This is a genomic window from Dietzia maris (assembly GCF_014144855.1).
Classification (GTDB): domain Bacteria; phylum Actinomycetota; class Actinomycetes; order Mycobacteriales; family Mycobacteriaceae; genus Dietzia; species Dietzia kunjamensis.
The window spans coordinates 1-12903 of the sequence record NZ_JAALDN010000156.1 but is presented as its reverse complement, the minus strand read 5'-3'; the positions used below and the strand labels follow the sequence as shown (position 1 = coordinate 12903).

General features: G+C 70.8%; 15 protein-coding genes and 1 pseudogene. 7 read left to right on the top strand and 9 right to left on the bottom strand.

The window, feature by feature from the left end; genetic code table 11:
• Nucleotides 1-7: 7 nt before the first annotated feature.
• A complete protein-coding gene (locus tag G6024_RS05880; protein ID WP_083249781.1) occupies nt 8-628 on the top strand; it encodes a lipocalin family protein in 621 nt (206 codons plus the stop codon).
• Nucleotides 629-638: 10 nt separating this feature from the next.
• Nucleotides 639-2012 carry a TIGR01777 family oxidoreductase gene (locus G6024_RS05875; RefSeq protein ID WP_159148269.1) on the top strand — a complete coding sequence of 458 codons (1374 nt, stop codon included), beginning with the start codon at nt 639-641 and terminating at the stop codon, nt 2010-2012.
• 57 nt (nt 2013-2069) lie between these two features.
• On the opposite strand, the gene G6024_RS05870 is transcribed toward G6024_RS05875, so the two are convergent.
• The 3 genes from G6024_RS05870 to G6024_RS05860 are packed head-to-tail and all read right to left on the bottom strand — an operon-like array spanning nt 2070 to nt 4580.
• Complete coding sequence (locus tag G6024_RS05870) at nt 2070-2714, bottom strand: TetR/AcrR family transcriptional regulator (protein ID WP_067719079.1); 645 nt, start codon at nt 2712-2714, stop codon at nt 2070-2072.
• 57 nt (nt 2715-2771) lie between these two features.
• A complete protein-coding gene (locus G6024_RS05865; protein ID WP_067719082.1) occupies nt 2772-4094 on the bottom strand; it encodes an SPFH domain-containing protein in 1323 nt (440 codons plus the stop codon).
• A 51-nt stretch (nt 4095-4145) separates the two neighbouring features.
• Entirely contained in the window at nt 4146-4580 is a 435-nt protein-coding gene (locus G6024_RS05860) for an NfeD family protein (RefSeq protein WP_069389913.1), read from the bottom strand.
• A gap of 69 nt (nt 4581-4649) precedes the next feature.
• On the opposite strand from G6024_RS05860, the gene G6024_RS05855 reads away from it, so the two are divergent.
• Nucleotides 4650-5540 carry a cation diffusion facilitator family transporter gene (locus G6024_RS05855; RefSeq protein ID WP_069389912.1) on the top strand — a complete coding sequence of 297 codons (891 nt, stop codon included), beginning with the start codon at nt 4650-4652 and terminating at the stop codon, nt 5538-5540.
• Here G6024_RS05855 and G6024_RS05850 read toward each other — a convergent pair.
• The gene (locus G6024_RS05850; RefSeq protein WP_194307282.1) at nt 5519-6526 is read right to left on the bottom strand and encodes a carbon-nitrogen hydrolase family protein; all 1008 of its coding nucleotides are present in this window, start codon (nt 6524-6526) and stop codon (nt 5519-5521) included. The genes G6024_RS05855 and G6024_RS05850 overlap by 22 nt on opposite strands.
• A 112-nt stretch (nt 6527-6638) precedes the next feature.
• Here G6024_RS05850 and G6024_RS05845 point away from each other — a divergent pair, with 112 nt between their 5' ends.
• From G6024_RS05845 to G6024_RS05835, 3 genes are all read left to right on the top strand, one after another.
• Nucleotides 6639-7067, top strand: coding sequence for a hypothetical protein (locus G6024_RS05845; RefSeq protein ID WP_096906623.1), 429 nt, complete (start codon nt 6639-6641; stop codon nt 7065-7067).
• A gap of 70 nt (nt 7068-7137) precedes the next feature.
• The gene (locus G6024_RS05840; RefSeq protein WP_435890834.1) at nt 7138-7479 is read left to right on the top strand and encodes an MmcQ/YjbR family DNA-binding protein; all 342 of its coding nucleotides are present in this window, start codon (nt 7138-7140) and stop codon (nt 7477-7479) included.
• A gap of 103 nt (nt 7480-7582) precedes the next feature.
• On the top strand, nt 7583-7888 hold the full coding sequence (locus G6024_RS05835) for a hypothetical protein (RefSeq protein WP_067719096.1): 306 nt from the start codon (nt 7583-7585) through the stop codon (nt 7886-7888).
• On the opposite strand, the gene G6024_RS05830 is transcribed toward G6024_RS05835, so the two are convergent.
• From G6024_RS05830 to G6024_RS16585, 5 genes are all read right to left on the bottom strand, one after another.
• Nucleotides 7885-8769 carry an alpha/beta fold hydrolase gene (locus G6024_RS05830; protein WP_227022194.1) on the bottom strand — a complete coding sequence of 295 codons (885 nt, stop codon included), beginning with the start codon at nt 8767-8769 and terminating at the stop codon, nt 7885-7887. The two genes, G6024_RS05835 and G6024_RS05830, sit on opposite strands and share 4 nt — an antisense overlap.
• Nucleotides 8770-8849: 80 nt before the next feature.
• On the bottom strand, nt 8850-9872 hold the full coding sequence (locus G6024_RS05825; RefSeq protein WP_235027777.1) for a glycine betaine ABC transporter substrate-binding protein: 1023 nt from the start codon (nt 9870-9872) through the stop codon (nt 8850-8852).
• Nucleotides 9869-10579 (bottom strand): ABC transporter permease, encoded by a 711-nt coding sequence (locus G6024_RS16595; RefSeq protein ID WP_069389909.1) that lies wholly within the window; start codon nt 10577-10579, stop codon nt 9869-9871. The genes G6024_RS05825 and G6024_RS16595 overlap by 4 nt, the downstream gene beginning before the upstream one ends.
• A gap of 104 nt (nt 10580-10683) precedes the next feature.
• On the bottom strand, nt 10684-11862 hold the full coding sequence (locus G6024_RS16590; RefSeq protein ID WP_069389908.1) for an ABC transporter ATP-binding protein: 1179 nt from the start codon (nt 11860-11862) through the stop codon (nt 10684-10686).
• Nucleotides 11859-12503 (bottom strand): ABC transporter permease, encoded by a 645-nt coding sequence (locus G6024_RS16585; protein ID WP_069389907.1) that lies wholly within the window; start codon nt 12501-12503, stop codon nt 11859-11861. The genes G6024_RS16590 and G6024_RS16585 overlap by 4 nt, the downstream gene beginning before the upstream one ends.
• A gap of 117 nt (nt 12504-12620) precedes the next feature.
• Here G6024_RS16585 and G6024_RS05805 point away from each other — a divergent pair.
• Nucleotides 12621-12903, top strand: a pseudogene (locus tag G6024_RS05805) (inositol monophosphatase family protein); the annotation flags it as partial.

Sequence of the window (12903 nt, the reverse complement as noted above, 5' to 3'; positions counted from 1 at the left end):
GGCGGGCCTGGGCACCGCCCCCGTGGCCAGCGCCCAGGACGTCACCGACGGCGGACGCCTCGGCGGCGGCTCCTCGCAGCTCCTGCCCGACGGTGTCGCCGTGGGCTCCCTCGGTGGACCCGAGCTCACCCAGGTCGACTCCGTCGACCTCGAGCGGTATCAGGGAGAGTGGTTCCAGGTCGCCGCCATCCCGCAGCCGTACACGCTGCAGTGCACCAACGACACCAGGGCCGAGTACGCGGTGACCGCGCCCGGCACGGTCTCCGTGCGCAACTCGTGCGGCTCGGCCATCAGCTCGGACTCGGTGATCGAGGGCGAGGCGAAGGTCCGCGACACCGACACCAACGCCTCGCTCCGGGTCAACTTCCCGATGGTCCCGTTCCAGGACGAGGGCGGACCCGTCAACTACCGGATCACCTACCTGGCCGACGATTACTCGCTGGCCATCGTGGGCGACCCCACGCGGTCCTCCGGGTTCGTGCTCAGTCGCGAGCCGGTCCTCGACGCCGAGCAGTGGTCCACCGTCCGCGATGTGATCGAGGACCGCGGTTGGTGGTCATGCGCCTTCCTCACCGTTCCTATGGCGGGCGGCCGCGGCGACGTGACCCCACTGTGCCTACTGCCGTGATGAGCACCCGATGAGCATCGATCTCACCTGCACGGTTCCGGCCACCCCCGACGAGGCGTGGCGTTACTTCGCCTCGCCCGGCGCCTTCCGCCGGCTCTCGCCCCCGTTCATGCCGCTGCGACCGGTGAGCGAGGCCGATTCACTGCGGGACGGCGTGGCGGTCCTCGAACCGCGTACGGCGCTGCCGGGACCTCTCGGAGTCCGCTTCGGACCCCGCTGGCTCGCGCAGCACGATCCCGCCGGGTTCATCGAGGGTGAGCGGTTCGTCGACCGCTGCGTGTCCCAGCCGTACGCCGCGACGACCGGATGGGTCCACACGCATACGCTGACGGCCGGTCCGGACGGCACCGCCCTGCTCGGCGACAGGGTCGACGCCCGGGTGCCCGGCCGGATGCTCTCGCCGGTGTTCGCCTACCGGTACCGCCAGATGGCCGCCGACCTCGACAGCCTCGCCCGGTACGACAACCGCGCTCTGACCGTCGCCGTCACCGGCGCGTCGGGCCTCGTGGGCACCGCCCTCACCGCGCTGCTCGGGGTCGCCGGACACCGGGTCATCCGCCTCGTCCGCGGCGACGCCCGTGGCCCGGGGGAGCGCCACTGGGACACCGGCGATCCCGCCGCTGACCTCCTCGAGGGCGTCGACGTCCTGGTCCATCTCGCCGGTGCCCCCATCGCTGGGCGCTTCACGGACCGGCATCTCGAACTCGTCCGCGACAGTCGCGTGGGCCCCACCCGTCGTCTCGCCGAACTCGTCGCCGCCCGCGGCGGGTCCACCACCCTCGTGTCCGCGTCGGCGATCGGCTACTACGGCGCCGACCGCGGCGACGAGCGGCTCGTCGAGGACTCCGCTCCCGGCTCCGGTCCGGTCGCCGACATCGTCGTCGACTGGGAGCGCGACTGCGAGCCCGCACGTCTCGCCGGGGCCCGGGTGGTGAACGTGCGCACGGGCATCGTGCTGTCCGGTTCCGGGGGGATGCTCCCGCCGCTGGCCGCCATCACGCGCTCCGGGCTCGGCGGCCGCCTCGGCTCGGGACGGCAGTGGATGTCGTGGATCTCGCTGGACGACCTCACCGACATCTACCTGCGGGCGATCGTCGACCCTGCGGTGACGGGCCCGGTCAACGCCATAGCCCCCGAACCGGTCACCAATTCCGAGTTCACCCGGGTTCTCGGTTCGGTCCTGCGGCGCCCGACGGTCGTCCCGGTGCCCGGATGGGCCCCGGCGCTCGTCCTGGGCGGGCGGGGTTCGGACGAGCTCGCCCTGGCGAGTCAGCGGATCCTGCCGACAGCGCTGACCGGCGTGGACCACCGTTTTCGTCATCCGTGGCTGGAGAGCGCGCTGGCCCACGAACTCGGTGCCGAGGAGCTCCCCGGGGGGCTGTAGGGGGACAGCGCGTTCAGCGCAGGAGGGTGCAGCGTTCAGCGCAGGAGGATGCAGCGTTCAGCGCTGCAGGATCATCGGCACGAGCACGCGACGGGCCAGTGCCCGGATCTGCTCCTCCGTGTCGACCGCGGGCGGGCCGTCCGTCATCACGACCAGTGAATGGAGGAACCGGCCGACCACGCTGGCGACCTCGCGGGAGAGCTGCTCGCACTCCTCGTCGTCCATCTGGCGGGTGTGGACGTCCGCGTTCCACGTGCTTCGGACGAACTGGGCGAGGATCTCGGTGATCGCGTCCAGGACCGTGTCGGACTGGCCCGCGAGCAACGCCATGGCCTCGACCTTGTCGACCTCGACGAGCCGACGTAGCAGTTCGTTCTGCCGGATGTCGAAGACGGTCCCGACCAGCAGGTCCTCGATGTGCCTCACCGGGTCCCACTGCAGGGACTCGAAGGGCGTGTAGCGCGCGTTGACGGTCATCATCAGGCGCTGCGCCTCGTGGGCGTAGATGGCGCGGAGGATGTCGTCCCGCGGCCCCAGACGCCGGTACAGGGTCACGCGGGTGACACCGGCCGCCCGCGCGATGTCGTCGGTGCTCGTGCCCTTGATGCCACGCTCGGCGAACACCGCGGACGCCGTCTCGATCAACCGGACATCCTCGGCGTCAGGCGCGCGGCCACCACCCAGGCCAGTGTTACGAGTCACGCCCCCATGTTACGACGCCCGGCCGAGGTGGCTGCGCGGAATGCCACCCGTCGGGGGTCACCGCCGGGGCTGGTCGCCACCATCGACGGGGTAGGCACCCTCGCCCGACCGCTGGTCAGCGGCCTGGTCGAACCCGGACGGCTGCCCCGGCCCGGGAGCCTGAGGCCCGCCGATCGCGGGGGTGTCCTGGCCTGCCGACTGCGAGGGGCTGTCGGGCGCCACGCCACCCTCCGACTCCGGGACCATGTCGAACACGCCGGGCTTGGGCTTGGGCCGGCTCGGCTGCTCGTCCATCACCGAGGTCGTACTCTTGGCCGCCGCCTCCGCGGCGGCCACGGACCGGGCGATCTCCGGGTCGGTGGAGGTGTCGAACCACTCGTCGGGCGCCGACGGCAGATCGGCATCGGAGTCGACGTCGGCCGGCTCGTAGCGGAACACCCCGTCGTCGTCCTTCTTGGCGACGGACTTGACGAAGTTCTCCAGCGAATCGCCGAACTGCGAGGGGATCATCCACATCGTGGCGGCCTCGCCCTTGGCCATCTCCGGAAGGTTCTGCACGTACTGGTAGGCCAGCATCTCCGGCGTGGGCTTGGAGGACTTGACCGCGGCGTTGACCCGGGCGATCGCGGCGGCCTGGCCCTCGGCCACGAGGTAGCGGGCTGCGCGCTCACCCTGGGCGCGCAGCATGCGGGACTGCCGGTCGGCCTCGGCGTTGAGGATCGAGGCCTGCTTGTTGCCCTCGGCGTCGAGGATGGCTGCCTGCTTGGCACCCTGCGCCGTGGTGATCGCGGCCTCGCGCTGTCCCTCGGCGGTGAGGATGGTGGCGCGCTTCTCGCGGTCGGCCTTCATCTGCTTCTCCATCGACTCCTGGATGGACATCGGCGGATCGATGGACCGCAGCTCGACCCGGGCCACGCGCAGGCCCCAGCGTCCGGTCTCGGAGTCGAGCACCCCGCGCAGCTGCTTGTTGATCATGTCGCGGCTGGTGAGCGTCTGCTCGAGGGTGAGCCCACCGACGACGTTGCGCAGGGTGGTGGTGGCCAGCTGTTCGACGGCCACGATGTAGTTGTTGATCTCGTAGACCGCAGCCTTGGGGTCGGTGACCTGGAAGAAGACCACCGTGTCGATGCTCAGTGTGAGGTTGTCCTCCGTGATCATCGACTGCGGCGGGAAGGTCACGACCCGCTCGCGCAGATCGACCTTGGCGCGCACCCGGTCGATGAAGGGGATGATGAGCGTGAGCTGGCCGCTCACGGTGCGTTGGTAACGGCCGAGCCGTTCGATGACCGCGGCCTCCGCCTGGGGGATGAGCTTGACCGAGCTCACCACCACCGAGGCGATGAGGATGACGATGACGGCGAGGAAGATCAAGCCTTCCATGGTTCCTCCGATGCTTCTCGTGCGTGTCCGCTGGCCGGAGACCAGCGCCTTCTAGATGCCACGCACGACGATCGCCGTGGCGCCCTCGATCTGGTGCACGAGGACCTTGTCCCCGGCCTCGAACGTCTCGCCCTCGAGGAGCGGACGCGCGGTCCAGGTGTCGCCCGCGATCTCGACCAGTCCGCCGCCCGCACCGATCGCCTCGACGACGGTGCCGTCCCGGCCGGTGAGCGCGGCGGTGTTGGTGTCGTGCTCGGGGAGTGCGGCGAGCAGGCGCCGCCGGACGAGGGGGCGGACCCCCAGGACGAGGACGAGGGAGACGAGGGCGAACGCCAGGGCCTGCCCCCAGACCGGCGCGCCCAGGAACGCCGCGGCCGAACCGCCGAGGGCGCCGCCGGCGAGCATGAGCATGAACAGCTCGCCCCCGGCCGCCTCTCCGGCGGCGAGCAACACCGCTGCTCCGAGCCAGGCCAGTCCCACATGCATGACACCGAGCCTACCGACAACGGGCGACGGGCAGGAGGTCTCCTGCGTGCGGGACTAGGCTGCTGGGACGTGTCGACTCTGAAGAAGTTCGCGTGGCTGTCCGTGGCCACGGCGATCGTGACCATCGTGCTCAAGATCGCGGCCTGGTGGGTCACCGGTTCGGTCGGCCTGCTTTCCGACGCCGCGGAGTCCGTGGTCAACCTCGTGGCCGCGGTGATCGCGCTCGGCGCCATCACGGTCGCCGAGCGCCCGGCCGACGACGACCACCAGTACGGCCACTCCAAGGCCGAGTACTTCTCCGCGGGTGTCGAGGGCGCGATGATCTTCGTCGCCGCCGCGTTCATCCTGGTCGTCAGCGTCGAGCGGCTGATCAATCCGGAACCGCTGGAGGCACTCGGCATCGGTCTGGCGATCTCGGTGGGCGCCGCCGTGATCAACGGCGTGGTGGGTGTGGCGCTCGTGCGAGCGGGGACCCGTCACCGGTCACCCACCCTGAAGGCCGACGGCAAGCACCTCGTCACCGACGTCATCACGTCGGTCGGCGTCGTCGCCGGGCTGGCACTGGCCTGGGCCACCGGCTGGGAGGTGCTCGACCCGATCGTCGCGATCGGCGTGGGACTGAACATCCTGTTCATCGGCTATCGACTGGTACACGAATCGGGGATGGGATTGATGGACGCCACGCTCCCCGACGAGGACAACCGGGCGATCGAGGAGGTCCTCGAACGCCACCGCGAACCCGGCCGCGTCGACTTCCACGAACTGCGGACGAGGGAGTCGGGCAGGTGGCGCTTCGTCGAGTTCCACGCGTTGGTGCCCGGTCAGTGGAGCGTCGAACGCGGGCACGACCTCGTGGAGACCGTGGAGCAGGAGATCCACGCGGTCCTGCCGAGCTCGCACATCACCACACACCTCGAGCCGATCGAGGACGAGCGGGCCTACAACGACGTGCACCTGTGATGCGCCGCGCGCAGCCCGGCTACGCGACCTCGGCGGCGGTAGTAGCTCCTGCCCGCGACGTTCTGCTGGTGCCAGTACCCGCGTAGCAGCGGAGGCAGGTCGGGGATCCAGAACCGGTCCTCCAGCGGCGTGACGGGGTCCGTGGCTCCGAGGGGCACGTCCGCGTAGACGATCCCGGGCCCCTCGTCCGTGCGTCTGGTGGCCAGGACGGTGCCCGAGGCGTCGACGATCTGGGTGGCGCCGACGAACTCCGTGGCGTACGGCACCGATGCGTCGGAACCGGGCAGCAACAGGAAGTCCGTCCGCAGCGCCCCGCAGTGGGAGGCCTGCAGCACGGGCGCGCCCAGCCGCCGGGCGAACTCCGCCGGCGCGTTCTCCGACAGGTCCCTGTTGTACCGCGCGAGCGAACCGAGCGCTCGCCGGGTCAGCCCGCCCCAGTTGTCCGGGACCGTCCACCAGTGGGTCCCGGTCACCGCCACCGCGACGCGCCCCCGGAGCCTGCGCACGGTCCCGGTGCGGATCAGCTCCCAGCAGCTCGCCACCCCCACCCCGCCGAGCCCGGTGACGAACGCCCCGTCGTCGCTGCCGTCCGCGTAGAAGCCGCCGCCGGTGTAGAAGCAGTTCTCCCACATCGTCGGCAGGTCCTTGTCATGGATGTGCACGCGTCCGTCGGGTTCGACCAGGTGATAGCGGTTGAACACCTCGTCGTCGTCGGCCACGAGCATCGACCCACCGACGGTGACGGAGTGGCGTGCGGCGAGGCGTCGGAACATCTCGACGGCCACGTTCTCGCGCGGCAGGACCGCGTCGTGGACCTGCCCGCGCATCGGCACCGGCGACGTGCAGAACTCCGGCACCGCGATCAGGCGCGCGCCCCGCCCGGCGGCCTCCACGATCATCTTTTCCAGTCGACCCAGTGTGAGGTCCACGTGCCCCGGCACGCCTTCCAGTTGCACTGCCGCGGCGTGCACCACCTGCGCGTCCATGAGGCCTCCCGTGTGCGATCGCGCGCGAACGAGCGCGCAGGTCAGCGCGCTGTCCTATGGTCGTGAAGCATACAAATCACGCACTGCTGTCAAGTTCACTTCGGAAGGATCCATGGAACTCGGCCTCGACACGCGCCTCACCCTGCTCGCCGCGGGTCTCCTCTTCCTGCTGGCGCTCGGCCTGGGGGTGTGGAAGTACCGGCAGATGGCCACCACCGCCGATCACCTCGCCCACCCGTACGTCGACATCGCGCACCGGGCTTCGCTGCTGTACTCGTTCGCGACGCTGCTCATCGCCGCGTTCGTCGAGCTGAGCAGCTGGCCGACCTGGGTGAACCTGACAGCGGCAGCAGTGGTGGTCTTCTTCTTCCTGGTGGCGATCGGCAGCTACATCCTCCACGGCGCGCGGAGGGACACGACCAACCAGTTCGAGCACCCCACGGCGACGCTGCACATCGGCATGGTGGCGCTCATCGTCGGCGAGATGGGCGGGTTCGCGGTGCTGCTGGCGGGGTTCGTCGTGGGGCAGTTCGGGGGCTGAGCCGGCCCCGGGCGGGTTTCGGCGGCCGTTCGCCCGGGATGACGCGGTCGGGGGTCGTAGTCTCGGCCGTGTGGGTCATCCGATCATGTTCGACGCCGCGGATCCGCTGCTGACGCGTCTGCGGGAGGTGTGCCTCGCGCTGCCGGACGTCGGCGAGAAGATCTCGCACGGCCGGCCCACCTGGTACACGACCAAGGTGTTCGCGGTGTACGGCGGCTCGGTCAAGGGGGATCACTCGGACCCCCTCCTGGCCCGGGCACTCCTGTTCCTGCCGGATCCGGGGGAGCGCGCGGCGCTGGCGCAGGACGAGCGATTCCACGTCCCGGCGTACTACGGGCCGGCCGGCTGGCTGGCTGGCATTGCCGCTGGACGGTGGAGTGGACGGTGGCGGCCGTGGACCGGACTGGGATGAGGTGGCTGAGCTCGTCGAATCCTCGTACCGGCAGACCGCCGGGGGCCGGCGGGTCGCTCGTCTGGACGACCAGCGGGGACGCCCCGGCGACTAGGCTGCACTCATGCCGCTCCGCCCCCGCTCCGAGGCCGCCTCGCCACGCAGGCGCTCGTCCGACGGCATGGACCTGGGGACCCGGGCGCTGGTGCTGGGTGTCGGGGCCCTGGTGATCTCGTGGGTGCCGGTGCTCAACATCATCGCGTTCCTCGCGGGCCTGATGGCCGTCGCGTTCGGCCTGCTCGCCCGCTGGCCCACCGGCTGGCTCACCAACGACGATGCGAACCCACGTCGCGCACTGGCGGGCGTGGTCCTGGGCGTGATCGCCCTGGTGGTGTTCGTGGTGACCGCGGTGCGGTACTCGGCGCTCTAGCGCGCGTTCGACACGACCCAGCCGATCGCGGTGCGCATCCGGCGGGCGAACGTGCCGGGGTGGGTGGCACAGACTGCGTGGCCGGCGTGGATCGGGAACACGGCGCTGTGCGGCAGCAGATCGGCCATCTCGTCCTGGATCCACTGCGGGAACGCGAGGTCACGGGTGGTCTTGACCACCGCGACGGGCAGGGTGAGTTCGTGGAGCCAGGGTGTCGAGTTGAACCCGGCCACCTGGGCGATCACGGTGCGGTGCGTGGCGAGCGAGACCGACGACAACTCGCGCAGCGCCCACGCGTGCGGCCTGAGCGCCTCGTCGTCGACCTGTTCCTCCACCACCTCGCCGACCTCCTCCGGAACGGTGTTGAGCAGCGGCTGGGAGCGGGTGAACCCGCTGAGTGCGACCTTCTCGAGGGCATTGCGCTGTGCGCCCGTCCCGGTGGCGGCCAGCACGAGGCCGCCGAGCCGGGAGGGGTCGCGGCGGGCCGCCAGCTGGGCGACGATCCCGCCCATCGAGTAGCCGCCCACCACCGGTGCCGCCAGGTCGAGGTGGTCGGCGACCCGCAGCACGTCCTCAGCGAGGGTCTCGAACCGGAAATCCCCGTGGAAGCCCTTGCCGTGCCAGCGTTGGTCGAACGCGATGAGCCGGTACTCGCCCCGCAGCCGTTCGAACGTCTGGTACCAGTTCAGCATCCCGGTGGCCGCCATCCCGTGCAGCAGGATCGCCGGTGCGAGGTGCTCCTCGCCGGTGTCGTGGACCTTCGTGGTGACACCGTCCGCGAGCGTGACGATCCGCCCGGGTGGCAGATGCGCCAGGTCGGGGATCATCCGCGGTAGTCGCGCGGCCGTCCGCGGCAGCGAGACGATCGACCTCCTGGACACAGGGCACCTCCTGGTAGTGGTATCCGATTGTGTGTCACCGGGCGGGCGGGCGCATCCGGCCGCGTGGGCCGCGTGCGTGGTCACTCCACCGAGACCAACCCCCGGTCCTCGAGGAAATCGCGTGCGACCAGCGCGGGATCCTCGCCGTCGACGTCGACACGCATGTTCATCTCCACCATCACCTCGTTGGTGAGGATGTCCACCAGCGGTGCGAGGACGTCCTCGATCTCCGGGTGCGTGTCGAGCATCTCACCGCGGACCACCGTCGCGAGGTTGTAGACGGGGAAGAAGCGCTGGTCGTCCTCCAACACCAGCAGGTCCAGGCCCTTGATCCGGCCGTCGGTGGTGTAGACCTCGCCGAACCGGCACTCCCGGCCGACCGAGGTCGCCTGGTAGATGATCCCCGGCTGCATGATCGGCGTGGGCACGGCGTCCGCGTCGAACCCGTAGGCCTCCGCCAGCCCGGGCCAGCCGTCGCGACGCACGGAGAACTCGGTCTCCATGCAGGTCAGGGCCGCCTGTGGATCGGTGCGGGCCAACTCGGCGTACTCGGAGAACGTGCGCACCCCGGTCTCCTCGGCGGTGGCCCGGTTCATCGCGAAGGAGTAGGTGTTGTCCACGGTGGTGGGGGCGAGCCACCGCAGGTCGTGCTCGGCCAGGTCGGCGTCGCGCACCGCCTCCCACTGCGCCTGCGGGTCCCGGATGGGGTCGGAGTTGCCCAGGTAGCTCATCCACGCGGTGCCGGTGTACTCCATGCCGATGTCGACCTGCCCGGTCACCAACGCCTGGCGGAAACTGTTCGACCCAGCCAACGACGACATGTCGGACACCTCCATCCCCGCGGCCGCCAGCAGGAACTCCACGAGGTAGCTGGCGATCACGCCCTCGGTGAAGTCCTTGCCGCCGACCGTGATGCGCACGCCCTCCAACGCGGGGACGGTGCCCCCGGGGCCGGGGCCCACGGGCAGCGGGACGGAACCGCCGTTGTTCAGCCCGCATCCCGTCGCCAGCATCACGGTGGCCAGGAGCGCGGCGACCAGGCGCCTTGTTCGTGTCAACGCTGCCCGCCTAACCCCGGCGCGCGCGGGGATCGTGCCGGTCATCGCAGCCCCTTCGGATTGAACAGGATCTCGCCGACCCCGCCGAGCCAGTCCACGAACAGTGCCAGGCACACCGCCAGCACCGACCCGACCACGAGGGTGGTGTAGTCCTGCAGCCGGTATCCGGTGTCGATGAAGATCCCCAGGCCGCCGGCGTCGACGAGGAAGCTCAGCGTCGCCGTGCCGACCGCCAGCACGAGGGTGGTGCGCAGGCCGGCGAGGATGAACGGCACCGCGAGGGGCAACTCGACCGTGCGCAGGACCCGTCCGCTCGACATCCCCTGTCCGCGCGCCGCGTCGATGAGTGCGGGGTCGACGTTGCGGATCCCCACGATGGTGTTCCGCAGTACCGGCAACAGGGAGTAGAACGCGACCGGCAGCACACCGATCCAGAACCCGGTCCGGTTGGTGGCCAGGAACAGGAGCACGATCAGGCCGATCGCGGGCGCCGCCTGGCCGATGTTGGCGAACCCCACTGCCACCGGTGCGAGGAACCGTGTCCGTCGGCGGGTGAGCAGGATCCCCAGCGGAACGCCGACCGCCACGACGATCGCCACGACCGTCACCGTGATCTGCACGTGCTCGAGCGTGCGCTGGGTGATGGAGGCGGCGTTGAGCGAGGCCTTCTGCGTCTCTTCCAGTTCGCCGGAGAACGCCCACCACAGCACGCCGACGGCCGCGGCCACGATGAGAAGCGGCTGCACGATCAGCCGCGCGGAGTCCTGGAGGGCGGCGACCCGACTGGCAGAACCTCCGCGACCAGCGGCGCCCCCACGACCGGCGGAGCCCCCACGCGTCGCCGTGGCGGGGGCGCTCACGGCGCCACGTCCTGTTCGGCGAGGCCCTCGTCGTTGTGCCGGTGGTGGATACGCCGCAACTCGGCGACCAGGTCGTCGATCCCGATCGTGCCGCGGTAGGCCCCGTCGCGGTCCACGACCACCGTGGTGGCGCTCGCCGTCGACAGCAGCCCGTCCAGTGCCTCCTGCAGCGAGGAGTCGACCGTCACGGTGCCGGTGATCGGCAACCCGCCCGAGCCCAGGTCCGACATCCGCGACACCCGGTCCCCGCGCACCCAGCGCAGGGGGCGGCCGGCGTCGTCGAGCACCACGGCCCACTCGTCGCTGGTTCCGCGCAACCGGGCCGCGAAGTCGGTCGGGCTCTCGGAGGCCCTCGCCGTCGTCGCCCCTTGCAGTTCCACGTCCCCCACGCGCCGGAGGGTCAGGGTCTTCAGCGCGGCGTCGTCGCCGATGAACCCGCTCACCGTCTCGTCGGCGGGGTTGGTGAGGATCGCCTCCGGGGTGTCGAACTGCAGCACCGACGAGCCGGGACCGAGCACCGCGATCCGGTCCCCGAGCTTGACCGCCTCCGAGAAGTCGTGGGTGACGAAGACGATGGTCTTGCGCAGCTCGTCCTGCAGCCGCACGAGCTCGTCCTGCAGCGACGCGCGCGTGATGGGGTCGACCGCGCCGAACGGCTCGTCCATGAGCAGCACCGGCGGGTCCGCGGCCAGCGCCCGGGCCACGCCGACGCGCTGCTGCTGACCGCCGGAGAGCTGCGCGGGGTAGCGGTCGCGGTAGTCCGACGGGTCCAGTCCGACCAGCTCCAGCATCTGGTCCACCCGCTCACGGATGCGCGACTTCTTCCACTTGAGCAGCCGCGGGACGGTGCCGACGTTCTGCGCGACCGTCATGTGCGGGAACAGCCCGGAGGCCTGGATGGCGTAGCCGATGCTGCGGCGAAGGGTGTCGGCGTCGAGGGTCCGGTTGTCCTCGCCGTCGATGGTGATCGTGCCGGAGGTGGGCTCGATGAGGCGGTTGATCATCCGCATGGTGGTGGTCTTGCCGCAGCCGGACGGGCCCACGAAGACGGTGGTCCGCCCGGCCGGCAGTTCGAGCGAGACGTGGTCCACCGCCGGGCGCTCCTGCCCGGGGTAGACCTTGGTGACGTCGTCCAGCACGATCGGCACGCCGGATACGGGTTCTGAGGTGCTCACTGGTTCCCCCTGATGGTGAGACGTCCGAGCAGGACGAGGAGCGCGTCGAGGACGAGCGCGAGGACAACGATGAGCACGGTCGCGGTGAGCGCCATCGGCAGCGCGGTGGGCGTGCCGACCCGGGACAGGGCCGCGAAGATGAGGTTCCCCAGCCCCGGGCCCTTGGCGTACGCGGCGATGGCGAGGATGCCCATCGACATCTGGGTGGAGATGCGGATCCCGGCGAGGATGGACGGCCACGCCAGCGGGATCTCGACCCGGCCCAGCACCCCGATCCGGCTCATCCCCACCCCGCGGGCGGCGTCGACGGTCGCCGCGGGCACGGCGTCCAGGCCGACGATGGTGTTGCGCAGGATCGGGAGCACCGCGTAGATCACCAGTGCGGTCATGGTGGGCAGCACGCCCAGGCCGAGGACCGGGATGAGCAGTCCGAGCAGCGCGAACGACGGGACGGTCAGGGCGGTGGCGGCCAGGCCGGTGGCGATCGCGGACCCCGACCGACTCCGGTACACGGCCACCCCGAGCGCGACCGAGAGCAGCGTCGCGATGAGCACCGCCTGCACGGTGGCGCTGACGTGCTGCCAGGAGTCCGTCGCGAGCTGGAGCCGGCGGGTGGAGATGAAGTCCATCAGGGCGGTCATCGCATCTCGGCTCCATGAGGTGTCGGGTGCGCCCACGGTAGCCGCATCGGCGGGCGTAGAGGGCGCACATACGCCGATCCGGAGGGCCGGCGGCGGCCCGTGGTGCACCATGGGGGCATGACGTCACGGCCCGCACGCCCCCTGGATCACGACCTCACCGAGCGCCTCGACGAGCTCCTCGCCGCCAGTGGCCGCATCGCCCGCCGGCACTTCCACGGTGACCTCGAGTCGTTGGCCGCCGCGGACAAGAACGGCGTGGCAGGCGACGGCGGGAACGGCGACGGCCGGGCCGGGAACGGCGCGACGGACGGGCGCTACGACCCGGTGACCGAGGCCGACCGCGCGATCGAGGCGCTGCTGCGGGCGGGGATCTCGAACGTCTACCCGGGCGACCGGATCG

Excerpts from the sequence above, each read along its gene's own strand:
- G6024_RS16585 (WP_069389907.1), bottom strand. The coding sequence starts at position 12,503 with ATGACCGCCCTGATGGACTTCATCTCCACCCGCCGGCTCCAGCTCGCG.
- G6024_RS05825 (WP_235027777.1), bottom strand. The coding sequence starts at position 9,872 with ATGACCGGCACGATCCCCGCGCGCGCCGGGGTTAGGCGGGCAGCGTTG.
- G6024_RS05875 (WP_159148269.1), top strand. The coding sequence starts at position 639 with ATGAGCATCGATCTCACCTGCACGGTTCCGGCCACCCCCGACGAGGCG.
- G6024_RS05850 (WP_194307282.1), bottom strand. The coding sequence starts at position 6,526 with ATGGACGCGCAGGTGGTGCACGCCGCGGCAGTGCAACTGGAAGGCGTG.
- G6024_RS05865 (WP_067719082.1), bottom strand. The coding sequence starts at position 4,094 with ATGGAAGGCTTGATCTTCCTCGCCGTCATCGTCATCCTCATCGCCTCG.
- G6024_RS05845 (WP_096906623.1), top strand. The coding sequence starts at position 6,639 with ATGGAACTCGGCCTCGACACGCGCCTCACCCTGCTCGCCGCGGGTCTC.
- G6024_RS05835 (WP_067719096.1), top strand. The coding sequence starts at position 7,583 with ATGCCGCTCCGCCCCCGCTCCGAGGCCGCCTCGCCACGCAGGCGCTCG.
- G6024_RS05860 (WP_069389913.1), bottom strand. The coding sequence starts at position 4,580 with ATGCATGTGGGACTGGCCTGGCTCGGAGCAGCGGTGTTGCTCGCCGCC.